Origin of the sequence: Nesterenkonia lacusekhoensis, assembly GCF_017876395.1 — a bacterium.
GTDB classification, from domain to species: domain Bacteria; phylum Actinomycetota; class Actinomycetes; order Actinomycetales; family Micrococcaceae; genus Nesterenkonia; species Nesterenkonia lacusekhoensis.
Genome location: NZ_JAGINX010000001.1, coordinates 2,346,850 through 2,370,192, shown reverse-complemented (window position 1 = coordinate 2,370,192; position 23,343 = coordinate 2,346,850). Strand labels below are relative to the sequence as shown.

Below are 23,343 nucleotides of genomic sequence, written 5' to 3'. Positions count from 1 at the left end.
AGGCTCGGGGCGCAGAGGAGCGCGCGTGGGGTCTCCCGCTCTGCCCGGCGCGAACTTTACGTGCCCGCGTCCACCCGTGTCAGCGGTGTCCAGTACCGTATGAGTCAGACTTTTCCTCAGCGCGTATGACGGAGCTGCATGAACTTCAAGAAGATCTTCACCGGTCCGTTCTTCTGGATCATCCTGGCGGTCGCCGGGCTCATGCTCGTGGTGCCCCTGCTGTTCAACACGGGCAGCGCCGGCGAGCGTGTGGACACCAACGTCGGCATGGAGCTGATCCAAGACGGCCAGGTCACGGAGGCGCAGCTCGACGACGGCGACCACCGTGTCGAGCTGCAGCTCGAGGAGCCCTACGAGCAGGACGGCGACGATCTGGGCGAACGCGTCCACTTCTACTTCTCTCAGGCGCGCGCTGAGACCGTGGCTGACACGATCGCTGGGGCCGATGTCGAGGGTTATTCCGACGAGCCCGAGCAGTCGAACTGGCTGCTCTCCATGCTCGGGTTCATGATCCCCTTCCTGATCATCGCTCTGCTGTTCATCTGGCTGCTGACCCGCATGTCCAGTGGAGGCGGCCGGATGATGCAGTTCGGCAAGTCCAAGGCCAAGCAGTTCGACAAGGACATGCCGGAGGTGTCCTTCGACGACGTCGCCGGCGCTGAGGAGGCCGTGGAGGAGCTCCACGAGATCAAGGAGTTCCTGGCCGAGGCGGAGAAGTTCCAGCGCCTGGGCGCCAAGATCCCCAAGGGTGTGCTGCTCTACGGACCGCCCGGCACCGGTAAGACGCTGCTGGCCAAGGCGGTGGCCGGCGAGGCCGGCGGCGCCTTCTACTCCATCTCCGGCTCTGACTTCGTGGAGATGTTCGTCGGCGTCGGCGCCTCCCGCGTCCGTGACCTGTTCAAGCAGGCCAAGGAGAACTCGCCAGCCATCATCTTCGTCGATGAGATCGACGCCGTCGGTCGCCAGCGCGGCGCCGGCGTGGGCGGCGGCAACGACGAGCGTGAGCAGACGCTGAACCAGCTGCTGGTGGAGATGGACGGCTTCGAGGCCAACGCCAACATCATCGTCATCGCCGCCACCAACCGCCCCGACGTCCTGGACCCTGCCCTGCTGCGCCCGGGCCGCTTCGACCGCCAGATCCCGGTGGAGGCCCCGGACTTCCTCGGACGCAAGGCCATCCTGGAGGTCCACTCCAAGGGCAAGCCGCTTGTGGAGGACGTGGACCTGGCAGCTGTGGCCCGCAAGACTCCCGGCTACACCGGCGCCGACCTCTCCAACGTCCTCAACGAGGCAGCCCTGCTGACCGCCCGCTCGAATGCCGACCTCATCGATGATCGCGCCATCGACGAGGCCATCGACCGTGTCATGGCCGGCCCGCAGAAGCGCACCCGCCTGATGAATGAGCACGAGCGCAAGGTCACCGCCTATCACGAGGGCGGCCACGCCCTGGTGGCCGCGGCGCTGAACTACTCCGCCCCGGTCACCAAGATCACCATCCTGCCCCGCGGTCGCGCGCTGGGCTACACGATGGTCATCCCGGAGGATGACAAGTACTCCACCACCCGCAACGAGCTGCTGGACCAGATCGCCTACGCCATGGGTGGGCGCGTGGCGGAGGAGCTCATCTTCCACGACCCCTCCACCGGTGCCGCCAACGACATCCAGAAGGCCACGGACACCGCCCGGAAGATGGTCACCGAATACGGCATGTCGGCCCGGGTGGGCTCGGTGAAGCTGGGCTCCGGGGACAGCAGCCCCTTCCTGGGCAAGGAGATGACCTCCGGCAAGGAGTACTCCGAGGACCTCGCCGCGGTGGTGGACTCCGAGGTGCGGTCCATCATCGAGGAGGCCCACGACGAGGCCTACTGGGCCCTCTACGAGAACCGGCACATCCTGGACCGCCTGGCCGAGGAGCTGCTGCGCGTGGAGACCCTCAACGCCCACGAGGTCGCCGAGATCTTCCAGGACGTGAAGAAGCGTCCGGTCCGCCAGGTCTGGGAGTCTTCCCCGGACCGCCCGATCACCGTCACCTCAGAGGTGGTCCCCGAGGACGAGCGGGATGAGCCCGAGCAGCCGCACCAGCCCGAGCGGGATGAGCCGCATGACCAGCACGAGGAGGGCTCAGATGTCTGAGTTCACACTGGAGGACGAGGCCCCGCGCCACGGCGAGGTCGACCTCCCCCGCATCGAGGCCGCCGTCCGCGAGATCCTGCTCGCCGTGGGTGAGGACCCGGACCGTGAGGGTCTCAAAGAGACACCCGCCCGGGTGGCGCGGGCCTATGAGGAGTCCTTCAAAGGCCTGACCCAAGATCCGGCCGACCTGCTGGGAACGACCTTCGACATCGGCCACGAGGAGCTCGTCCTGGTCCGGGACGTGCCCTTCTACTCCATGTGCGAGCACCACCTGGTGCCCTTCTACGGCCACGCCCACATCGGCTACATCCCCTCCCCGGAGGGCAAGGTCACCGGCCTGTCCAAGCTGGCCCGACTGGTGGACATCTTCGCCAAGCGCCCCCAGATCCAGGAGCAGCTGACCACCCAGGTGGTCGATGCCCTGGTGGAGCACCTGGAGCCGCAGGGAGCCATCGTGGTCATCGAGGGCGAGCATCTGTGCATGTCCATGCGCGGTGTCTCCAAGCCCGGTGCGAAGACCATCACCTCAGCGGTGCGCGGCCAGCTGCGGGACTCGGCCACCCGTTCCGAGGCGATGAGCCTGATCCTGCACAAGTGAGGCACAGCCGGAGATGACGACGACGCCGCAGCCCACCCTCATCATGGGGATCCTGAACCTCACCCCGGACTCCTTCTCCGACGGTGGACGCCACAGCAGCCCCGAGGCCGCCCTGGCCCAGGCCGAACGCATGCGCGCCGAGGGAGCGGACCTGATCGACATCGGCGGGGAGTCCACCCGTCCGGGTGCCGAGCCGGTCGCCCCGGAGGAGGAGCAGCGCCGCATCCTGCCGGTGCTCGAGGAGCTCTTCGTCCACCGCCGGATCCCGGTCTCTGTGGATACCCGCCACGCCGCCACGGCCCGGGCGGCCCTGCAGCTGGCCGGGGAGCGGGCCCCTGAGCTGATCATCAATGACATCTCCGGGCTGCTCACCGATGAGCAGATGCCCCAGGTGGTCGCCGAGGCCGGGTGCCCGATCATCATCACCCATAACCGGGGCGACTCCCAGACCATGCAGTCCCAGACTGACTACTCCGACGTCGTCGGGGAGGCGATCGACGAGCTGCTGCAGATCCGGCAGTGGTACCTGCAGGCCGGCGTCGCACCGGAGAAGATCATCCTGGATCCGGGCATCGGCTTTGCCAAGACTCATGAGCAGAACTGGGAGATCATCCGGCACCTGGACCGCTTCACCCAGCTGGAGCACGCCGGAATCCGTCACCGGATGCTCTTCGGCGCCTCCCGCAAGGGCTTCCTGAACACGCTGCTCACCGACGCCGAGGGCAATCCCCGTCCGGCGGAACAGCGCGATACGGCCACGGCGGTGCTCTCGGGGATCGCCGCCTCCCACGGAGCCTGGGCGGTCCGGGTCCACGCGGTGCGCCCCAACGCCGACGCCGTCGCCGTCACTCAGGCGATTCGAGCGGGCTTTTAGCCCTTTTCAGCGCCGAAACCGGTTCAAAAGGGCCAAAACCCCGCTCGAATCGCCTAGAAGGGAGCAGCCTCAGTGGGCGTGAGTCTCGCGCTCGGCGATGGAGCGGGTCTCCAGCTGGAAGGTCGTATGCTCCACGGCCACGTCGAAATGCTCCGCCACGCAGCTCTGCAGCTGGGTCAGGATCTCCGGGGCGCAGCCCTCGCTGAAGCAGGAATCGTCGACCACCACATGGGCCGAGAGCACCGGCAGCCCCGTGGCCACTGTGGAGGCATGCAGGTCATGGACCTCGTGGACGTGGTCCAGCTCAAGCATGTGGTCCCGGACCTCGTCCAGGTCCAGGCCGCGCGGCGCGAACTCCATCAGGATCCGGGCGGTCTCACGCAGCAGCACCAGCGCCCGGGGGATGATCAGCGCGGCGATCAGCAGGCCCGCCACGGCATCAGCCTGCTGCCAGCCGGTCACCCAGATCACGACGGCGGCGAGCATGACACCCAGCGACCCCAGCGCGTCGGCCAGGACCTCCAGGAAGGCGGCGCGCATGTTGAAGTTCGTCCGCCGGCTTGAGGCCAGCACCGTCAGGGAGGCAATATTGCCCGCCAGACCGATCGCGCCGAAGATCAGCAGCTCCACATGCGGGATCTGCGGGGGAGCGCCCAGCCGGCCGATGCCCTCCACCGCCGCGTAGACGCCGATGCCCAGCAGCAGCGCGGCCTGACCGAATCCGGCCAGGATCTCCACGCGGCGGAATCCCCAGGTGCGCTGCGGCGTCGCGGCCCGGAACATCAGGCTCGCAGCGATCAGCGCGACGATCAGGCCGATGCTGTCGGTCAGCGAATGCACCGCATCGGTCAGCAGGGCCAGTGACCCGGTCACCCAGGCGCCGATCGCCTGGGCGACGACGATCCCGAGCGTGATCGCGCAGGCCAACGCCAGCGGCCGGCGGTGTGCCGAGCCGGCGTCGTGGTGTGCGTGTCCGTGACCCATACCGGCACTGTACGGCCCGCTGTGCCCATCTCCAATGGTGCATTCTGGAGTCAGAATCGTTCTCACCGCATCGGGTCTCGGATGAGCCTGGAGGTTGCGGCGTGAGACGCATCAAATCCCCTGAACAGGGGCCGGGGAATCTGAGAGAGTTGCACTATGAGCGATACCATCCGGCTGACAGGCATCACGGCAGAGGGCTTCCACGGCGTCCTCGACTTTGAGAAGTCCCAGGGACAGCTGTTCCGAGTGGACGCCGCGCTGAGCGTGGACCTGCAGGCGGCCGGGCGCAGCGACAACCTGGAGGACACGGTGTCCTACGCGGGCATCGCCGAGCTCATCGAGGACTCCGTGACCGGCCGGCCCTTCGAACTCATCGAGGCCCTCGCGGAGAACATCGCTCAGCGCGTCCTGCTCTTCGACGCGTGGATCGAGGGCGCAGAGATCACCGTGCATAAGCCCCAGGCCCCGCTGGAGCAGAGCTTCGCCGACGTCTCTGTCACCGTGGAGCGGACCCGCAGCGCAGTGCGCCGGACCGGGGGTCCCACCGCAGGCGAGACGGCCGAATACCTGGACGAGTTCGACGTGGAGGTGCTCAAGGACCTCGCCGAGAATGCCCGCCGCGCAGAGGGGGAGGCCGCCGCCTCGGGCCCGGAGCCCGACGCCGGCCAGGTGGGCCCCTACCGCCGGGTCTCCCTGGTGGATCTGGCCACTGTCTACGACGAGGAGGGCGGCGGCCGCGCCGGCCACGAGACGGTCTGGGTCCCGGCCGACACCCAGCTGGAGCTGCCCGAAGGAACCCGTGACCCTGAGCTTCCCGCAGATTTCCCCGTCCGCGCCGTGGTGGCGCTGGGGTCCAACCTTCCCGACGCCGAGCTCGGCACTCCCGCCGAGCTGCTCGCCTCCGCAGTGCGCGCCCTGGAGGAGGCCGACGGCGTCGAGGTGGTGAACTCCTCGCCGGTGGCCCGGACCAAACCGGTGGGCGGACCGCAGGGCCAGCCGGATTATCTGAACCAGGTCGTCGAGCTCGAGACCACGCGGTCCCCGCACAGCCTGCTCGATGTGCTGCAGCAGATCGAGGCAGACCACCACCGAGCCCGCGGAGAAGGCAGCGGCGAACAGCGCTGGGGTCCGCGCACCCTGGACCTGGACATGATCACCTACGCCGGAGCCGAGATCAGCTCGTCCCAGCTGACCGTCCCGCACCCGCGTGCCGCTCAGCGGGCCTTCGTGCTGCTGCCCTGGTCCTGGATGGACCCGGTGGCGCTGCTGCAGGGCACTCCGGTGCGTGAGCTCGCCGCCCAGGCCGACGACGCCGAACACGTGGATCAGCTGTGAACCGCCTGCGGCCGGGATGGCTTCTGATCATCAGCGCCTCGGCCGCGCTGCTGGGCTTCTGCGCCACAGCGATCATGCTCTCCCACGGCTACGGGTCCCCGGTGCTGCCGATGTCCTCGAGCATCACCCTGGCGGGCATCGGGGCGGTGATCGTGGTGCTGGGCATCCTGGTGTGGCGGGATCAGCGGCACATCACCGAGGCCCGCCGTCGTCGTGATGAGAAGCGGCGTCGCGAAGAACAGGGCCTGCCGGGACCGAGCGAGCCGCCGGCCTCGGGAGCGGCCAAGCCTCGCCGGCTGCACCCGCTGCAGGCGGTGCGTGTGGTGGCCGCCGCCCAGGCCTGCGGCTACGCCGGAGCGCTGATCGCCGGCTGGCACGGCGGAGTGCTGATCGACCTGGGGCCCGCCGCAGGGCTGAGTGCGCCGAACGCAAGTTCATCCTTGGTGATGATCATCGGCGGGCTGATCTGGGTCATCATTGGATTCGTGGTCGAGCAGCTCTGCCGCATCCCACCGGATGAGGGCGGATCTGCCGGCCCCACCGACGGATACACCGAGGGCGGACCGCCCTCACACCGACCAGAGGAGGGGTATGCCCGCGGCACGTCCTGAGGCATCCAATGAGCCTATCGACCCGGCAGGGGTCGAGTGGACCCGTGTGGACGAGAAGTACATCCCGGTCGGGTTCATCACCGCAGTGCTGGGTTGGCTGGTGGTCTTCGTGGCGGTGGGCACCCCGCTGGTGCTCGACTGGATGGACATCATCGGCGGCATCCCGCTGTGGCTGAGCATCCCAGTGTGCGCAGTGGTGGTGGTCTGGGCGGCTGTGGACCTCGCGCTCATCCCGCGGCAGGCCCGTGCCATCGGGTACCACGAGCGGGAGGATGACCTGCTGGTCCGCCGCGGAATCCTCTTCCAGAAGCTGGAGGCCGTGCCCTATGGGCGGCTGCAGTACGTGGACATCCAGGCGGGGCCGCTGATGCGTAAGTTCGGACTGTGCACCGTCCAGCTGAAGACGGCCGCCTCCGCCACTGACGCCTCCATCCCCGGAGTGCCCCGTCAGGAAGGTGCCCGCCTGCGCGAAGAGCTCTCCGCCCGGGGCCAGGCCCGCCTGGCCGGACTGTGAGGCCCGGTATGAGCGAGCAGCACCGCGATCCTGAGCCTGAGCAGGAGCAGGAGCAGGAGCAGGGACCAGAGCAGGAGCAGGAACCAGAGCAGGAGCCCGTCGCGAGCCGGGGCGGTGAGCCGTGGTTCGACGAGAACTGGACCAGGGTCCACCCGCTGAGCCCCTTCGTGCGCGGCTGGCTGACGGTGGCCGCCGTTCCGGTGGTGGTCTTCGGTTACAACTGGGAGATGTGGCGCGACCTCTGGGATGTGTGGCGCTCGGGAGAGCTCATGGCCAGTGTGGAGCGCAACCCCATGCCCTATGTCTTCGGCAGCGGCGGTGCACTGCTGCTGATCGTGCTGATCTTTGTGGGCTTCCTGCTCTCCTGGTGGTTCACCCGTTATCAGGTCACCGAGGACCACGTGATGGTGAAGTCGGGGATCTTCGTGCGGCAGCACCGTCAGGCACGCATCGACAGGGTCCAGGCCGTGGACCTGCGCCAGCCGCTGTTGGCCCGGATCACCGGCCTGGCTGAGCTGAAGTTCGAAGTCGCCGAGGGCGACGGCACCGCCGCCACGCTGGCCTTCCTGAAGAAGTCCGAGGCCGAGGAGCTGCGCACCGAGATCATGGACCGCGCCTCTGGCCGGGATCAGATCCACGCGGAGGATCCTGCCGCAGAGACGTCCGAGGCATCGGCGACCGACGCCGGCCCGGCGCCTCTCGAGTCCAGCCCGGAAGAGGACGGCGGGGATCCGCAGAGCCCCGTCCACAGCAGCCCCGAGCAGCACCACGGCGCCGAGCGGCAGATCACCCGGGTGCCCACGGGGCGCCTCATCGGCTCCGTGCTGATGGGGATGGGCACACTGTTGCTGCTGCTGGTGGTCGTGCTCTCCTTCACCGGAGGGGCGATCGCGCTCGTGGTGACCACAGACGGCGGCATCGGGGACGCTCTGGCCGAGGTGCGGGAGGACTTCAGTGTGAGGGAGCTGATCAGTGTGGCGCCTACGCTGCTGCCCGCGCTGGTGGGTCTGATCGCCATCTACTACCAGGGCTTCAGCAAGGGCTACGGCTTCACCGCCACGATGACCGACGCCGGTCTGCGGCTGAAGTACGGCCTGCTGGAGACCACCACTCAGACCGTCCCACCGGGCCGCGTGCAGGCCATCCAGATCCAGCAGTCGCTGCTGTGGCGGCCCTTCGGCTGGTACAGAATGGTGGTCAGCGTGGCCGGCTACGGCGCCGCCGGGCAGCGGAACACCCTGCTGCCGGTGGGGCGGTTCGAGGACGTGATGGCCGTGACCGCCGAGATGTTCCCGGACCTGCAGGTGGAGAACCCGGAGGCGCTCTTCCGGGAAGGCGTCATGGGGCGCGGCACCGGCGGCGGCTTCACCGAAGTTCCGCGGCGGGCCTGGATCTTCGACCCGCTGGTGCGTCGGCGTCGTGGGTTCTATGCCACGCCCGCGGCTCTGATGATCCGTGACGGGGTGACGCTGCGGCTGCTGAGCTTGGTCCCGCATGAGCGGGCCCAGTCGTTGGGGGTGACCCAGGGGCCGTTCAAGCGACTCTTCCGGCTGGCGAACCTGCGGGTGCACCTGCCCGGCGGTCCGATCTTCGCGATCACCGCCAACCAGGACCTGGACGCGGCCAAGGACCTCTTCGAGAGGCAGTCGGCCTATGCTGCGACCGCCCGGCGCTACAGCGACCGCAACCAGTGGATGCTCCCGGAGGAGCTCCGCGAGTTCGAGAAGAAGGTGGAGGAGGCCGAGGACGCCGGCCGCGCCTGAGCCGCTGCCGACCTCGGGGCCCACACCTCTACACTTGTGTGGGCACTTTGCGGCGTTCTCAGCGCCCGACGCCGGCTCAGAGCGCCTCGAACTGCCCACACAACTGATCTGAAGGAGGCGGCGGTGACCCAGCAGCCCATCGATCCCTACGCGGCCGAACAGGCCCCCTCGCAGCGGGACGGCCGACTCGGCGTCGGCGTGATCTCCGCCGGCAAGGTCGGAGCCGTGCTCGGTGCCGCCCTGCGCGCCGCCGGACATTCGGTGGTGGGTGTCCATGCCGTCTCCGAGGATTCCCGCAGCCGGGCCGAGTCCCTGCTGCCCGACGTCCCGGTCCTGGAGATCCCGGAGATCCTGCGCCGGGCGGAGCTGGTGCTGCTGGCCGTGCCCGACGACGTGCTGCCGGAGGTCGTCTCAGGGATCGCGGAGGCCGGGCACATCCAGGCGGGACAGCTGATCGTCCACACCTCCGGGCGCTATGGCACCGGGGTCCTGGGGCCCGCTCAGCAGGCCGGTGCCATCGGGCTGGCCATCCATCCGGCGATGACTTTCACCGGCATGTCGATGGACCTGCAGCGGCTCAACGCCTGCGCCTTCGCGGTGACCGCACCGGCCCCTGTGCTGCCGATCGCTCAGGCGCTGGTGGTGGAGATGGGCGGGGAGCCTGTGGTGATCGCTGAGCAGGACCGGGGGACGTATCACGCGGCGCTGACCCACGCCTCCAACCACCTGAACACCCTCACCGGGCAGGCGACGGAGATGCTCGGCCGGATCGGCGTGGAGCAGCCCGACCACGTGCTGCGCCCGCTCATGCACGCCGCCCTGGACAACGCGCTGGCCTCCGGCGAGGGAGCGCTGACCGGTCCCATCGCCCGCGGGGACCTCAACACGGTGCGGCACCATGTGGGGCTGCTGTCCGGAGGCGCCGGTGCTGAGGGTGAGGGTGCTGAGAGCGGGGGAGCTGAGAGTGTGAGCGATCTGCCGGCCGATGTCCGCACCGCCTACCTGGCCATGGCTCGGGCGACTGCCCAGCGCGCCCTGGACCGCGGCATCATCACCGAATCCCAGGCTGCCGAACTGCTGGACCTGCTGGGCTGAGGGTCTCGGCGGGGCTGACCCGCCAGATGTGTTGAGTTCTCGGGAACTGCGCCGCTGGGCGCCGAATTCCCACGATTTCGACACACGGGTGCGTTCTGCCCCTAGGGTGGTCAGGCCAGTCTCCGCCGTTCAGAAGGAAAGACCATGCAGGACGAGATCGCCACGCTCGGGCCGGGACTTCGTTCCGCAGCACCCCAGCCCCTCCGCTCGGCCGCGGTGCTGACGGGCGGACTCCTTGCGGTCACCGGCGTCGTCGGATGTTCTGCCGGAGATTCCTCCACAGACCTCTTGGAGGTCTCGTCGGAGCCTGAAGGCGCGGAGGCGGCTCCACTGGACTCTGAGGCCCTGGAGGTCATCCGTGGCACTGAGGGTGTTGAGCAGGCGGCCCCCTGGTTCCAGTCCTTCCTGGAGGTTCCGCAGGACCGGTGGCCCGACGCCGGCACCAATCCCGGCGGGATCGCGGCCACTCCGCTGATCCCCGCGCGCACCCCGGAGGTCGTCGCCGGCGGCATCCCCAACGACGGTTTGGAGCCTGACCAGGTGGTGGTTCCGCACGAGGTCGAAGGCGGCACCCTGGAAGATCTCGTCGGTGAGACCGTGACGTTCACCTACACCGAGGTCACCGGCCCGCAGCAGGGCGAACCGGCAGAGATCGAGCTGGACGTCGTCGCGAGCATCGACAATGAGGACCCCGGCGCCGATGGCCCGCAGCCGGCGTATATGGGATCCGAATCGCTGTGGAGCCTGATGCAGGACGCCGGACAGGTTCCCGAGGGCGAATACAGCCGGATCATCGTCTCGGTGGAGGAATCCGACGAGGCAGAAGCCGTGGAGGAGCGTCTGACGGAGGAAGGCTTTTCCGTCCACAGCGCCCGGGACGCCTGAGCACACCGGCCTGATTCGACCGGCCTGATCCCGCTGGCCTGATCCCGCCGGCCCCCGCGCTGAGCCCACGCGTCCACCCCCATACACTGGACCTGTGACCGAGATCCGCGTGATGCGCACGGCCGCTGAGCTGCGAGCCGCCGTCGTCGACGCCCTGCACCGCGCCGGCCGGGACCGCGCCGGCCGGGACCGCGCCGGCCGGGACCTGCCTGCCGGAGCCGTCCCCACGCTGGGCTTCGTCCCCACGATGGGCGCCCTGCACGCCGGTCACGCCTCCCTCATCGAGGCCGCCCGCGCTGAGGCCGACGTGGTGGTCGCCTCCATCTTTGTGAACCCGCTGCAGTTCGACGACGACGCCGACTACCGCGCCTACCCGCGCCAGCTGCAGACCGACGTGGAGCTGCTGGATGCGCACGGCGTGGACTTCGTCTTCGTCCCCGAGATCGAAGAGATGTACCCGGGCTACCAGGACGGAGACTCCGCAGCGCCGCTGGTCCGGGTCGAGGCCGGCGAGCTCGGCCGCCGCTGGGAGGGAGCCTCCCGCCCGGGTCACTTCGACGGAGTGGTCACAGTGGTCAACAAACTCTTCAACATCGTCACCCCGCAGGCTCCGGCCCGGGTCCAGGCCTGGTTCGGGGAGAAGGACGCCGAACAGCTGGCCGTCATCCGGCGCATGGTCATCGACCTGGACCACCCGGTAGAGATCCGCAGCCTGCCCATCGTCCGCGATCCCTCCGGACTGGCTCAGTCCAGCCGCAACCAGCGCCTCTCGGAGCAGGAGCACCGGCAGGCTGCGGCGCTCTCGGCAGCCCTGTTCCAGGTGCACGATCGGGCGGCTCAGGGCCAGCCGTTGGAGGTGGACGGCGTCGTCGCCCAGCTGAACCTGGCTGACGGGGTGGACCTGGACTATCTGGTGGTGGTCGACCCCAGCACGCTGCAGGAGATCGAGCCCGGACAGATCCAGCCCGGCGGGGAACAGGCCGCCGGCAGCGGGGTCCGCCTCACTGAGGATGACGTGCTCTACGGCCGCGCCCTGGCACTCATCGCGGCCCGCGTGGGACCGGTCCGGCTGATCGACGCCGTCGAGCTCAGATCGGGCACCGGATCCTAGGACCACGGCGAGCGGCACAGGTGTAGGTTGGAGAGATGAGCACTGAGACCTCCTCCTTCCCCTACATCGATGACTCCATCCGGCCGCAGGAGGATTTCCAGAAGCACGTCAACGGCACCTGGCTGAAGACGGCGGAGATCCCCTCCGACCAGGACTCCTACGGTTCCTTCCTCGAGCTGCGGGACAAGGCTGAGGCTGATGTCCGTGCCATCCTCGAAGAGGCCGCCTCAGGTGCCTTCGAGGGCACTGAGTTCGCCGAGGTCGCAGCCCGGGTGGGGGGCTTCTTCGCCTCCTTCATGGACGCGGAGCGGGCCGAGCAGCAGAAGCTCGCCCCCATCCAGAGCTTCCTCGACGAGGTCGACGCCGTCAGCTCCGTCCAGGAGCTGGTGCGGCTCTCCGCCTCCTGGCAGCGCTATGGGATGGACGGCATCGTGGCCGCCGGCTCCCTGCGCGACGCCGGCAGCCCGGAGCGCGAGCTCTGGCACATCATCCAGGACGGCATCGGCCTGCCCGATGAGTCCTACTACCGCGAGGACGCCTACGCGGAGATCCGCGAGGAGTACCAGAAGCACCTGGCCCGTGTCCTGATCCTGGGCGGCCTGGAGCCCCGCCCCGCCGAGGAGGCCGCCGCCGACGTCCTCGGCCTGGAGAAGACCATCGCCTCCCACCACTGGGATGTGGTCACCACCCGCGACGCCCAGAAGCGCTACAACCTGAAGACCCGCGAAGAGGTCATCGCGCTGATGCCGCTGGTCACCGAGGCCTTCGCCGGCTGGGGCCTCACCGAGTCCCAGACCCGGGAGATCGTGCTGACCCAGCCCGATGTCCTGCCCGGTATGCAGGCCGCGCTGACCAGCATCAGCCTGGAGACCTGGAAGCACTGGCTGCGCATCCAGGTGCTGCGCTGGGCCGCCCCGCTGCTGCACGAGGAGATGGTCCAGGAGCACTTCGGCTTCTACTCCAAGACCCTCAACGGCGTCCCGGAGCTCAAGGAGCGCTGGAAGCGCGGCGTGGCCATGGTCAACGGCCACCTGGGCGAGGACGTCGCCCAGATCTACGTCTCCCGGCACTACCCGCCGGAGGCCCGCCAGGCGATGGACGAGCTGATCGAGGCTCTGCTGGGCGCCTACCGCCAGTCCATCTCCACGCTGGACTGGATGGGGGAGGAGACCCGGCGCAGGGCCCTGGAGAAGCTGGAGGCCTTCCGCCCGCTGGTGGGGTATCCGGCGCGCTGGATCGACTACAGCAGCGTGCAGGTCAGCCGCGACGACGTCGTCGGAAACGTGGCCCGGGCCGCTCAGTTCGAGTGGGAGCGGGACGTGAAGAAGATCGACGAGGGCCCGGATCCGGACGAGTGGCATATGACCCCGCAGACGGTGAACGCCTACTACCACCCGCTGGAGAACGTGATCTGCTTCCCGGCGGCCATCTTGCAGCTGCCCTTCTTCTCCGTGGAGCGGGACATGGCGCAGAACTTCGGTGCCATCGGTGCGGTGATCGGTCACGAGATCGGCCACGGCTTCGACGATCAGGGCTCCCGCTACGGCGCCGACGGTTCGCTCACCGACTGGTGGACTCAGGGGGACCGCGAGGCCTTCGAGCAGCGGACCAAGAAGCTGGTGGACCAGTTCGATTCCCTGGTCCCCTCCGCCCTGGAGGACCACGAGGGCGACCACACGGTCAACGGTGAGCTGACCCTGGGTGAGAACATCGGTGACCTGGGCGGCCTGGGAATCGCGCATAAGGCTCTGGCTCTGTGGCGCGAGCAGCAGGGTGTGGAGCCCCAGGAGATCGACGGATACAGCGAGGATGCGCGGTTCTTCTTCGCCTGGGCTCAGGCCTGGCGGCATGTGACCCGCCCGGAGCGTGCCATCACGCTGCTGAGCATCGACCCGCATTCGCCGGCCGAGTTCCGCGCCAACCAGATCGTGAAGAACCTGGATGCCTTCCACGAGGCCTTCGGCACCGCAGAGGGCGACGCCATGTACCTGGCCCCCGAAGACCGCGTGACCATCTGGTGAGCTCGCCGGCACGGTGACACGATGAGCAGGACTGCCACGATGACCGGACTGCCACGATGACTGGGCCTGTCAGGAGGACTGGGACTGTTCAGGGGCGCGGCCTCGGGATCGGGGCGATCACCATCACCTCGGTCCTGTGGGGCACCACCGGCACCGCCGCCACCTTCGCTCCCGACGCCGGCCCCTTCGCCATCGGTTCGGCCGCCCTGGGGATCGGCGGTCTGCTCCAGGCGCTCATCGCTCTGCCGGCGCTGCGGGCCGCCCGCCAGCGGCTGCGCGCGCATTGGGGCCTGCTGGCGCTAGGCGGGCTGGCGGTGATGATCTACCCATTGGCCTTCTACAGCTCCATGCACTATGCCGGGGTGGCCATCGGTTCTGTGGTGTCCCTGGCCTCGGCGCCGCTGGCCTCCGGGATGCTGGAGAGGCTGGTGGACGGCAAGCCGCTGAGCCGCTGGTGGATGCTGGCCGCAGGGCTGGGCATCACCGGCAGCACCATGCTCTGCCTGGCCAAGATGAACGAGCCCGCCTCCTCCACAGCGGAGACGGTGGGCGGCATCGCCGCCGGGCTGGTGGCCGGGGCCACCTACGCCACCTTCTCCTGGGCGGTGCACCGCCTGATGGAGGAGGGCGCGGGCCGAGCCGCCTCGATGGGGGCGGTGTTCGGCGTCGGGGGTCTGCTGCTGATGCCGGTGCTGGTGATCACCGGAGCTCCGCTGATCGCCGGTCCGGAGGCCTTCGCCGTCGCGGCCTATATGGCCCTGGTACCCATGTTCGTGGGGTATCTGCTCTTCGGATTCGGGCTGACTCGGGTGCCGGCGAGCACCGCCACCACGGTGACCCTGACCGAGCCGGCCGTGGCCGCGCTGCTGGCGGTGATCATCGTCGGAGAGCAGCTCTCAGGGCTCGGCTGGGCGGGACTGGCCGTCATCGCGGCAGTGCTGGTCATCCTGGCCGTGGCCCCCACCAATGCCGCGGAATCCGGCGGGTCCGCAGACCCTGATCCGAGCCAGGGACCGGAGGATCAGCACCGCGCGCCCATGCCTGTTCCGTGAAGTGGCACCCTATGCGCCCATAGGGGACAATTGGGGCGTGACTGCCGAGAACCCCACTGCTGAGACCACTGCCAAAGACCTCGATACCAATGACCAGCGTGCTGTCCGCATGGATAAGCGTGAGCGTCTGCTGAGCCGCGGCGTCCAGCCCTTCCCCGTGAAGGTGGAGCGGACCGACTCGCTGGCCGAGGTCCGGAAGCGGTTCGACGGCACCGTGGAGGCCGGCGAGTCCACGGGAGAGACCGTCTCGGTCACCGGACGTGTGATGTTCATCCGCAACACCGGCAAGCTCTGCTTCGCCACTCTGCAGGAAGGCGGCCCGCAGGGATCCGGCTCCCGTCTGCAGGCCATGATCTCCCTGGCCGAGGTGGGTGAGGAGGCCCTGGCCGACTGGAAATCCCTGGTGGACCTGGGCGACCACGTCCGCATCACCGGCGAGGTGGTGGTATCCCGCCGCGGCGAGCTCTCCGTGATGGCCACCAGCTTCGAGATCGCCTCCAAGGCCATCCGCCCGCTGCCGGTGCTCCACGCTGAGCTGAACGAGGAGACCCGCGTGCGCCAGCGCTACGCGGACCTGATCGTCCGCGATGAGGCCCGCGAGATGGTGTACAAGCGCGCGGCCATCACTCGGTCCATCCGCGACTCTCTGCACTCCCACGGCTATGTGGAGGTGGAGACCCCCATGCTGCAGCTGGTCCACGGCGGTGCGCAGGCGCGTCCCTTCGAGACCCACCTCAACGCCTTTGACCAGGACATGACGCTGCGGATCGCCACCGAGCTCTACCTGAAGCGTGCTGTGGTCGGCGGCATCGACCGCGTCTACGAGATCGGACGCGTGTTCCGCAACGAGGGCGTGGACTCCACACACTCTCCGGAGTTCACCACCCTGGAGTCCTACGAGGCCTGGGCGGATATGTACACCATGGCCGAGCGGATGCAGGAGATGATCCGCAACGCCGCCGACGCCTGCGGTGTGGGACGCCAGGTGGAGGTCGCAGGTCCCGACGGCGAGCCCGTCACCGTGGACCTCGACGGCGAGTGGACGTGGCTCAGCGTCTACCCCGGCCTCTCCGAGGCTGTGGGCCAGGAGATCACCCCCGAGACCTCGGCCGAGGTGCTGCGGGAGATCGCTGAGAAGCACGAGGTCAAGGTGGACCCGGCCTGGGGCGCCCAGAAGCTGGTGGTGGAGCTCTTCGGCGAGATCGTGGAGCCGCACCTGATGCAGCCCACCTTCGTCTGCGACTACCCGCCGATCGCCCAGCCGCTGGCCCGCGAGCACCGCGAGAAGCCCGGCGTGATCGAGGCCTGGGATCTGATCATCGGCGGCATGGAGCGCGGCACTGCGTTCTCCGAGCTGGTGGACCCGGTGGTCCAGCGTGAGCGCCTGGTGGAGCAGTCCCGCATGGCCGCTGAGGGCGATGACGAGGCCATGCAGTACGACGAGGACTTCCTGCGTGCCCTGGAGTACGGCGCGCCGCCGATGGGCGGCCTGGGCCTGGGAATCGATCGCCTGGTCATGCTGTTCACCGGAGCAGGAATCCGAGAGACCATCCTCTTCCCGCTGCTGAAGCCGGAAGTGGACAACTCATAAGCCTGAATAGAGGCGAGGAATTCAATGGAAAACTTCTGGACGTATTTCGAAGTTCTGGCCCCGTCGGTCGGCGTCGGCCTGCTGTTCTGGCTGGCCATGCGCTCGATCTTCCGCGCTGACCGCAAGGAGCGCGGCGCCGAGGCGCAGGTGCGCGAGGAGCTGGGCCAGGACCGCTGAGGAACTGGGGTCTGCCGAAAATCGCTCTGGTTTTCTGCTATTCACCGCGACTGATTAGCTTGAAATAACCTGGATGCCCTGAAGTTGACCAGGAAACATTATTCTTGGGATACTTTCTGTGTCTGATATCCCTTCTGAGAGTGCCACCGCATCCGGTTCTTCTGAGCATTCTCTCAACTGAGCAGTGAGGTGCATATGGCTCAGAAAGTAGAAGTCGTCCTCGTCGATGATCTCGACGGCAGTGAGGCGAAAGAGACCGTGACATTCGGCCTGGACTCGCGGTTCTACGAAATCGATCTGAGCGACGACAACGCCAAAGAACTGCGCGATCTCCTCAAGCGCTACATCCGTAAGGGTCGGGCCATCGCACCGCCGTCTCCGCAGAACGAGGCGCGTCAGATCCGCGACTGGGCCGTGAAGAACGGCTACCAGGTCTCCAGCCGAGGTCGTCTGCACCGCGACATCGTGGAGGCCTACCGCAACGCCAAGAAGCGATAAGAGACTTTCCCGGGACTCAGAGTCCCGGCAGTGCAGAGGGGTGGATCCTCGGGGCCACCCCTTTGTCGGCTCTTCGCATTTGAGGGTGTAGCAATTGCGGGGAAGTAGTGGCGTGGCGGTGTGCAGATAGACGTCGAGGCCTTCCGAAGATGGAAGTTCTCACACTGCCCATCTAGAAAGACCTCGACGTGGCCAAGCCTACTTTCACCACCCCTGACATCGATAGTTTCTGCCTGGTCGACCAGCTCGGACTCACCATCACCGGCCAACGCCTCGAAGAACACCGAGCCGTGTTGGAATGCCGCGTCCGCGAAGACGACCCATGGTGCCGGCACTGCGGCGCCGAGGGCGTCTCCATCGGCACCGTCGTGCGCCAGTTGGCGCACGTGCCCTTGGGCTGGCGTCCCACCACACTCGTGGTTCGAGTGCGCCGATACCGGTGCGCTGACTGCGCCCGAGTCTGGCGCCAAGACACCAGCTGCACCGCGGCACCACGAGCGAAACTCAGCTGCCACGCGGTGCTCTGGGCGCTGAAATCATTGGTGATCGACCGCATGTCAGTCACCCGGATCGCGGCCGGCCTCGGCGCCGCCTGGCACACGGTCAATGACGCCGTGCTCACCGCCGGAACGAAACTGTTGATCAATGACCCAGCCCGATTCGACGGGGTCAGGGTCTTAGGCGTTGATGAGCACTGCTGGCGCCACACCGGCCGCGGCAGTCACTTCGTCACGGTCATCATCGATCTGACCCCGGTGCGCAACGGCACCGGGCCGGCCCGGCTGCTGGACATGGTCGACGGGCGTTCGAAGCAGGTGTTCAAGACCTGGCTCGACGCCCAGAACAAGCAGTTCCGGGACGGGATCGAGGTGGTGGCCATGGACGGGTTCACCGGGTTCAAGACCGCCGCCGCCGAGGAACTCCCGCAGGCGACCGCGGTGATGGACCCCTTCCACGTCGTCGCCCTGGCCGGGGATGCACTCGATCGGTGCCGGCAGCGGGTCCAACAAGACACCCTGGGACACCGGGGACGCTCTGGTGATCCTCTCTACGGAACCCGGAGGACGCTTCGGACCGGCGCTGACCTGCTCACCGGCAAGCAACACAGTCGACTGGCCGGAGTCTTCGCTGTGGATGAGCACGTCGAGGTCGAGGCGACCTGGAGGATCTATCAGAAGATCGTGGCCGCTTACCGCAACCCTTCGAAGAGCGAGGGCAAGAAACAGCTCGAGGCTGTCATCGCTTCACTGCGCCGGGCGGTGCCCCGCCGATTGCAGGAGTTGATCAGCCTGGGGAGGACCTTCAATCGCCGGGCTGCGGACATCCTGGCTTACTTCGAGAGGCCTGGCACTTCTAACGGGCCTACAGAAGCGATCAACGGCAGGCTCGAGCACCTGCGCGGCACTGCACTGGGGTTCAGAAATCTCGCCCACTACATCGCGAGATCGCTGCTAGACACTGGAGGCTTCAGACCGTTGCTACACCCTCATCTGCGATGAGCCGCATAGGCTCTTCGCGGATGAGGGTGTAGCCGTCGGTTGACGAGCCGGCGGCGTGGCGGTCGCGGAGACGAGGTCGAGGCCTTCCGATGATGGAAGTTCTCACGCTGTCCATCAGGAAGACCTCGACGATGTTCCACGGTACCTTCGCCGCCCCTGACCTGTCTGCGTTCTGCCTCCTCGATGAGCACGGCCTCACCGTCACGGGCCAGCAGATCGATCCTGACAAGGCGGTACTCGAATGCCGCGTCACTGACCGCGACCCGTTCTGTCGCGGTTGCGGCGCCGAAGGCATCGCCCGCGGGACACAGGCCCGCCGGCTGGCGCATGTCCCGCTGGGTTGGCGGCCGACGACGCTCCTCGTCCGCGTCCGCCGCTTCGCATGCTCCGGCTGTGGGACGATCTGGCGCGAGGACACCACGGCGGCGGCCGAGCCGCGGGGGAAACTCACTCGCGCCGCGATCCGGTGGGCCCTGGAAGCTGTCGTCTGCCAGCACCTGCCCGTCGCGCGGGTCGCAGAGTCCCTCGACGTGTCCTGGCATGCCGCCAACGACGCCGTGCTCGTCGAGGGCCGGCGCGTCCTGATCGACAACCCCCGCAGGTTCGACGGGGTGACCACGATCGGCGTCGACGAACACGTCTGGCGCCACACGCGCCTCGGCGACAAATACGTGACCGTGATCATCGACCTCACCCCGGCCCGCGAGAAGACCGGCCCCGCCCGGCTGCTCGACATGGTCCCAGGCCGCTCGAAGCACGCCTTCAAGACCTGGCTCGCCGGACGCCCCAAGGCCTGGCGCGATGGCATCGATGTCGTCGCGATGGACGGCTTCACCGGCTACAAGACCGCCGCCGGCGAAGAGATCCCCGACGCGACGGCCGTGATGGATCCGTTCCATGTCGTTCAGCTGTTCGGCGATGCGCTCGACAAGACCAGGCAGCGCGTCCAGCAGGAGACTCTCGGGCATCGCGGCCGGACCGGCGACCCGCTCTACGGCTGCCGCCGTCTGCTCAGGACGGGGCTCGGACTGTTGAAGCAGCACCAACTCGCGACGCTCGAGGCAGTGTTCGACCAGCATCCCGATCATGTCGCCGTCGAGGTCACCTGGGACGTCTACCAGCGCGCGGTCGCCGCCTACCGACACAAGGATCCCGCCCGCGGGAGGAAGATCTTCGAACGCGTGATCGCGGAACTCTCCGCAGGCGTCCCCAAGGATCTGCCCGAGCTGATCACCCTCGGCCGGACGATCAAGCGCCGCGCGGCCGACATCCTCGCGTTCTTCGACCGCCCCGGCACGTCCAACGGGCCATCGGAGGCCATCAACGGCCGCCTCGAGCACCTCCGCGGGTCTGCCCTGGGCTTCAGGAACCTGACCCACTACATCGCGAGAAGCTTGCTCGAGACCGGCGGATTCAGGCCACTACTACACCCTCATCTGCGATGAGCCCCTTTGTCGTGTCTCAGCTGCTGGGTGTAGGCGTCTAGGGTGCGGAGGATGCCCGGGTGCTGGTATACGCGGTTCCTCCTGAGCCCAGAGCGTTCTTCGAGCACCCCGTGCTCGGTCAGCTGGGTCAGTGCTCGCTGGGTGGTCATCTCATTGAACTGCAGGTGTCTGCGCAGAAAGGCCGCATTGACCACCGGGTGCGCGATGAGCTGGGGGAGGACCTTCCACGCGGATGCCTGGGGGCGTAGGCCGGCCAGGCGCTCGGAGGAGCCGGCCAGCTCGGCGTTCAGGTCATCGACCAGGCGGGTGCCGGAGGCGGCGGCGAAGAGGGCCGCGTCGATGAAGCAGGAGACCAGGGGGCCGGCGTCGCCGTCTCTGAACTGGGTCAGCGCGTCGAAGTAGTTCTGCGTCTGCTTCAGCAGGCCGGCAGAGAGGGGGGGCGGTCGTGCTGGTGACCAGGCCTTTGCCCTTCAGCATCGCGTGGACGAGTGCTCGTCCGGTCCTGCCGTTGCCGTCCTCGAAGGGATGGATGGTCTCGAACTGCGCATGCGCCAGTGCCGCCTGCAGCAGCACGGGCATGTCGGCACGACGGATGAACCGGATGAGGTCGTCCATCGCAGGCGCGATGTGCTCGGCCTGCGGGGAGATGTGACTCGCGCCGATCGGGGAGACGCCTGAGATGCCCACCCATACGAGGCTGTTCCGATAGCGTCCGGCATAGTTCTCTGACTGGGGCTGTTCCTGGACCAGGATGCGCTGCATGGTCAGCAGAGCGTCCTCATCCAGGCGGTCGGCGAGGTGGAGGGCGGCCTCCATCGCATGGACGTTCCCGATGACGACCCGGGCGCTGTTGCTGCGGCTTTCCTCGAGTTCCGCCAGTGCGAGTTGGCGGGCACCTGCGGTGAGGTTCTCGATCTGCGACGACGAGGCCGATTCTGTGCGCAGCAGGATGGCGCTCATCGGTCCCAGGGCGGTGCTCGCTGGAGGCAGGGTGCTGCGGGCGTGGTCGTCGAAGCGGCTGAGTGCAACTGTCGCTTCGTCGAGATCCGCGGCGGCTTAGTGCCTGTCCTCGGTACCCATTCCCCAGCGCCTATCCTCAGTTTCCTGCCCTCAGTGCCCTTCGCCGAGGGATCCGGAGAGTCGGCCGTGCCGCTCGGCGCTGTCCGGGTTCATGCCCACGATGGTGACGCTCTTGCCGCGGGACTCGTATTTGGTCTGCACCGCATCGAGTGCCGCCACGGTGGAGGCATCCCAGATGTGTGCCTTCGAGACATCGATGACGATGTCCTCGGGGTCTCCGGTGTAGTCGAACTGGTAGACCAGGTCGTTGGAGGAGGCGAAGAACAGTTCGCCCTCCACCTGGTAGACCCGCTGGCCGTCGTCGTCGCCGGTGTCCTGACGGGTCACGGAGGTGAAGTGGGCGACGCGGCGGGCGAAGAGCACCATCGCGACGATCACCCCGACGATGACTCCGTAGGCCAGGTTGTGGGTCCAGACGGTGACCACCACAGTCGCGGCCATGACGGTGGTCTCAGACTTCGGCATGCGCCGCAGAGTTGCCGGAGCGATGCTGTGCCAGTCGAACGTGGCCCAGGAGACGAACACCATGACCGCTACCAGGGCCGCCATCGGGATGACGGCGACGACGTCGCCGAGGACCACCACCAGGATCAGCAGGAAGGCGCCGGCCAGGAAGGTCGAGAGCCGGGTGCGCGCTCCGGAGGCCTTTACGTTGATCATGGTCTGGCCGATCATCGCGCAGCCGCCCATGCCGCCGAAGAAGCCGGTGATCACATTCGCCGCGCCCTGGCCCCAGGATTCGCGAGTCTTGTCCGAGTGGGTGTCCGTGATGTCATCGACCAGCTTGGCGGTCAGCAGGGACTCCAACAGACCCACCAGCGCCATGGTCAGCGCGAAGGGGAAGATGATCCGCAGGGTCTCCAGGGTCCACGGGACATCCGGGATCAGCAGAGAGGGCAGCGAATCGGGCAGCTCGCCCTCATCGCCGACGGTCGGGACCGCGATCGCCGCGAAGACCGTGATCACCGTCAGCACCACGATCGCCACCAGGGGCGCGGGGATGACTTTGGTGAGTTTGGGGAACAGGAAGATGATGAGCAGTCCGGCCGCCGCCAGCGGATAGACCGCCCAGGGCACATCGGTCAGATGCGGAAGCTGGGAGGTGAAGATCAGGATCGCCAGGGCGTTGACGAACCCGATCATGACCGAACGCGGGATGAACCGCATCAGCTTGGCCACGCCGATCAGTCCCAGGATCACCTGGATCAGCCCGCCCAGGATCACTGTGGCGATCAGATAGTCGAGGCCGTATTCGCGGGTGATCGGGGCGACGACCAGGGCGACGGCACCGGTGGCCGCGGAGATCATCGCGGGCCGGCCGCCGAGGAAGGCGATCGCCACTGCCATCGTGAAGGAGGCGAAGAGCCCCACCCGGGGGTCCACCCCGGCGATGATCGAGAAGGCGATGGCTTCGGGGATCAGGGCGAGGGCCACCACGAGGCCTGCCAGCGTCTCAGTGCGCAGCCGGCGCGGCGACTTCAGGGCCGCGAAGATGGAGTGGTCTCTGCCTGCTTCAGGGGCGCCGGTCGTCTCAGTCACGAGGCACAACCCTACCCTGACGTAAGGGTAGAGTTCCATTCGGAGGATGGAGGACAATAGGGGAATGAGCAGTGAACAGCGGGACCTGGAGGAGCCGACGCGGCATATCGGCGAAGTCGCCGAAATCTCGGGGATGTCGCTGCGCACTCTGCGCCACTACGACGACGTCGGACTCCTGACTTCTTCTGGGCGGAGTGCCGGCGGATTCCGCCTCTACACCGATGAAGACGTCGAGCGGCTCATGCTGATCCGCCGTATGAAGCCCCTGGGATTCAGCATCGAGCAGATGCGTGAGCTGCTCGAGCTCACTGACGCTCTGGCCGAGGGTGCCCACCCCGCACCCGTGGAGAAGATCGAGGCTATGCTCGCCGACGCCCGAGAGCGCAGGGAGAAGCTCGCCCGGAAGGTCGAGATGGCCGATGAGTTCATCGAACGTCTGGAGGGCCAGGTCGACCGCGGGGCGCGGCAGGCCGGGCAGGACCGCACCTGAGGCGATTGAGCCTGCAGACGGGCGAGGGGCCAGGCCCGCGGCCCGGCC

At 67.7% G+C, this 23,343-nt stretch carries 21 protein-coding genes; 18 read left to right on the top strand and 3 right to left on the bottom strand.

Annotation, left to right across the window (positions count from 1 at the left end; translation table 11 throughout):
• Nucleotides 1-138: 138 nt before the first annotated feature.
• From ftsH to folP, 3 genes are read left to right on the top strand one after another with little or no spacing between them, the layout of a single operon-like run.
• Complete coding sequence (gene ftsH / locus JOF45_RS11215) at nt 139-2,133, top strand: ATP-dependent zinc metalloprotease FtsH (RefSeq protein WP_210049972.1); 1,995 nt, start codon at nt 139-141, stop codon at nt 2,131-2,133.
• Nucleotides 2,126-2,731, top strand: coding sequence for a GTP cyclohydrolase I FolE (gene folE, locus JOF45_RS11210; RefSeq protein ID WP_210049962.1), 606 nt, complete (start codon nt 2,126-2,128; stop codon nt 2,729-2,731). Before ftsH ends, folE begins: the two co-directional genes overlap by 8 nt.
• Before the next feature lie 13 nt (nt 2,732-2,744).
• Complete coding sequence (gene folP / locus JOF45_RS11205; protein WP_210049960.1) at nt 2,745-3,605, top strand: dihydropteroate synthase; 861 nt, start codon at nt 2,745-2,747, stop codon at nt 3,603-3,605.
• A 69-nt stretch (nt 3,606-3,674) separates the two neighbouring features.
• On the opposite strand, the gene JOF45_RS11200 is transcribed toward folP, so the two are convergent.
• Entirely contained in the window at nt 3,675-4,589 is a 915-nt protein-coding gene (locus JOF45_RS11200; RefSeq protein WP_210049958.1) for a cation diffusion facilitator family transporter, read from the bottom strand.
• Between the two features lie 156 nt (nt 4,590-4,745).
• Between JOF45_RS11200 and folK the strand changes: the two genes are divergently transcribed.
• The 14 genes from folK (at nt 4,746) to JOF45_RS11125 (ending at nt 20,186) form a co-directional block, all read left to right on the top strand.
• The gene (gene folK / locus JOF45_RS13410; protein ID WP_245324215.1) at nt 4,746-5,924 is read left to right on the top strand and encodes a 2-amino-4-hydroxy-6-hydroxymethyldihydropteridine diphosphokinase; all 1,179 of its coding nucleotides are present in this window, start codon (nt 4,746-4,748) and stop codon (nt 5,922-5,924) included.
• The gene (locus tag JOF45_RS11185) at nt 5,921-6,535 is read left to right on the top strand and encodes a DUF3180 domain-containing protein (RefSeq protein WP_210049956.1); all 615 of its coding nucleotides are present in this window, start codon (nt 5,921-5,923) and stop codon (nt 6,533-6,535) included. The genes folK and JOF45_RS11185 overlap by 4 nt, the downstream gene beginning before the upstream one ends.
• Nucleotides 6,516-7,049, top strand: coding sequence for a PH domain-containing protein (locus JOF45_RS11180; RefSeq protein ID WP_210049953.1), 534 nt, complete (start codon nt 6,516-6,518; stop codon nt 7,047-7,049). The genes JOF45_RS11185 and JOF45_RS11180 overlap by 20 nt, the downstream gene beginning before the upstream one ends.
• Before the next feature lie 8 nt (nt 7,050-7,057).
• Complete coding sequence (locus tag JOF45_RS11175) at nt 7,058-8,812, top strand: PH domain-containing protein (RefSeq protein ID WP_210049936.1); 1,755 nt, start codon at nt 7,058-7,060, stop codon at nt 8,810-8,812.
• Nucleotides 8,813-8,935: 123 nt separating this feature from the next.
• Nucleotides 8,936-9,907, top strand: a complete 972-nt coding sequence (locus JOF45_RS11170) for a Rossmann-like and DUF2520 domain-containing protein (RefSeq protein ID WP_342591477.1) — start codon at nt 8,936-8,938, stop codon at nt 9,905-9,907.
• Nucleotides 9,908-10,051: 144 nt separating this feature from the next.
• Nucleotides 10,052-10,792: a hypothetical protein gene (locus JOF45_RS11165; protein ID WP_210049927.1), complete on the top strand. Its 741-nt coding sequence runs from the start codon at nt 10,052-10,054 to the stop codon at nt 10,790-10,792.
• Nucleotides 10,793-10,886: 94 nt separating this feature from the next.
• Nucleotides 10,887-11,903, top strand: coding sequence for a pantoate--beta-alanine ligase (panC, locus tag JOF45_RS11160; protein WP_342591476.1), 1,017 nt, complete (start codon nt 10,887-10,889; stop codon nt 11,901-11,903).
• A gap of 35 nt (nt 11,904-11,938) precedes the next feature.
• Nucleotides 11,939-13,924, top strand: coding sequence for a M13 family metallopeptidase (locus JOF45_RS11155; protein ID WP_210049917.1), 1,986 nt, complete (start codon nt 11,939-11,941; stop codon nt 13,922-13,924).
• A gap of 56 nt (nt 13,925-13,980) precedes the next feature.
• Nucleotides 13,981-14,976: a DMT family transporter gene (locus JOF45_RS11150; protein WP_210049915.1), complete on the top strand. Its 996-nt coding sequence runs from the start codon at nt 13,981-13,983 to the stop codon at nt 14,974-14,976.
• A 37-nt stretch (nt 14,977-15,013) separates the two neighbouring features.
• Nucleotides 15,014-16,567 (top strand): lysine--tRNA ligase, encoded by a 1,554-nt coding sequence (lysS, locus tag JOF45_RS11145; protein WP_342591475.1) that lies wholly within the window; start codon nt 15,014-15,016, stop codon nt 16,565-16,567.
• A gap of 24 nt (nt 16,568-16,591) precedes the next feature.
• Nucleotides 16,592-16,744 (top strand): hypothetical protein, encoded by a 153-nt coding sequence (locus JOF45_RS11140; protein ID WP_188682169.1) that lies wholly within the window; start codon nt 16,592-16,594, stop codon nt 16,742-16,744.
• A gap of 195 nt (nt 16,745-16,939) precedes the next feature.
• Nucleotides 16,940-17,242, top strand: coding sequence for a histone-like nucleoid-structuring protein Lsr2 (locus tag JOF45_RS11135; RefSeq protein ID WP_210049911.1), 303 nt, complete (start codon nt 16,940-16,942; stop codon nt 17,240-17,242).
• Nucleotides 17,243-17,430: 188 nt separating this feature from the next.
• Nucleotides 17,431-18,741 (top strand): ISL3 family transposase, encoded by a 1,311-nt coding sequence (locus JOF45_RS11130; protein ID WP_210049903.1) that lies wholly within the window; start codon nt 17,431-17,433, stop codon nt 18,739-18,741.
• Nucleotides 18,742-18,872: 131 nt separating this feature from the next.
• On the top strand, nt 18,873-20,186 hold the full coding sequence (locus tag JOF45_RS11125; RefSeq protein WP_210051442.1) for an ISL3 family transposase: 1,314 nt from the start codon (nt 18,873-18,875) through the stop codon (nt 20,184-20,186).
• A 291-nt stretch (nt 20,187-20,477) separates the two neighbouring features.
• Here JOF45_RS11125 and JOF45_RS11120 read toward each other — a convergent pair whose 3' ends face one another.
• Both JOF45_RS11120 and JOF45_RS11115 read right to left on the bottom strand, forming a co-directional pair.
• Nucleotides 20,478-21,176, bottom strand: a complete 699-nt coding sequence (locus JOF45_RS11120; protein ID WP_245324789.1) for a Fic family protein — start codon at nt 21,174-21,176, stop codon at nt 20,478-20,480.
• Nucleotides 21,177-21,296: 120 nt separating this feature from the next.
• The gene (locus tag JOF45_RS11115) at nt 21,297-22,844 is read right to left on the bottom strand and encodes a SulP family inorganic anion transporter (RefSeq protein ID WP_210049901.1); all 1,548 of its coding nucleotides are present in this window, start codon (nt 22,842-22,844) and stop codon (nt 21,297-21,299) included.
• Nucleotides 22,845-22,869: 25 nt separating this feature from the next.
• Here JOF45_RS11115 and JOF45_RS11110 point away from each other — a divergent pair, with 25 nt between their 5' ends.
• Nucleotides 22,870-23,295 carry a MerR family transcriptional regulator gene (locus JOF45_RS11110; protein ID WP_210049899.1) on the top strand — a complete coding sequence of 142 codons (426 nt, stop codon included), beginning with the start codon at nt 22,870-22,872 and terminating at the stop codon, nt 23,293-23,295.
• The last annotated feature ends 48 nt before the right edge of the window (nt 23,296-23,343 follow it).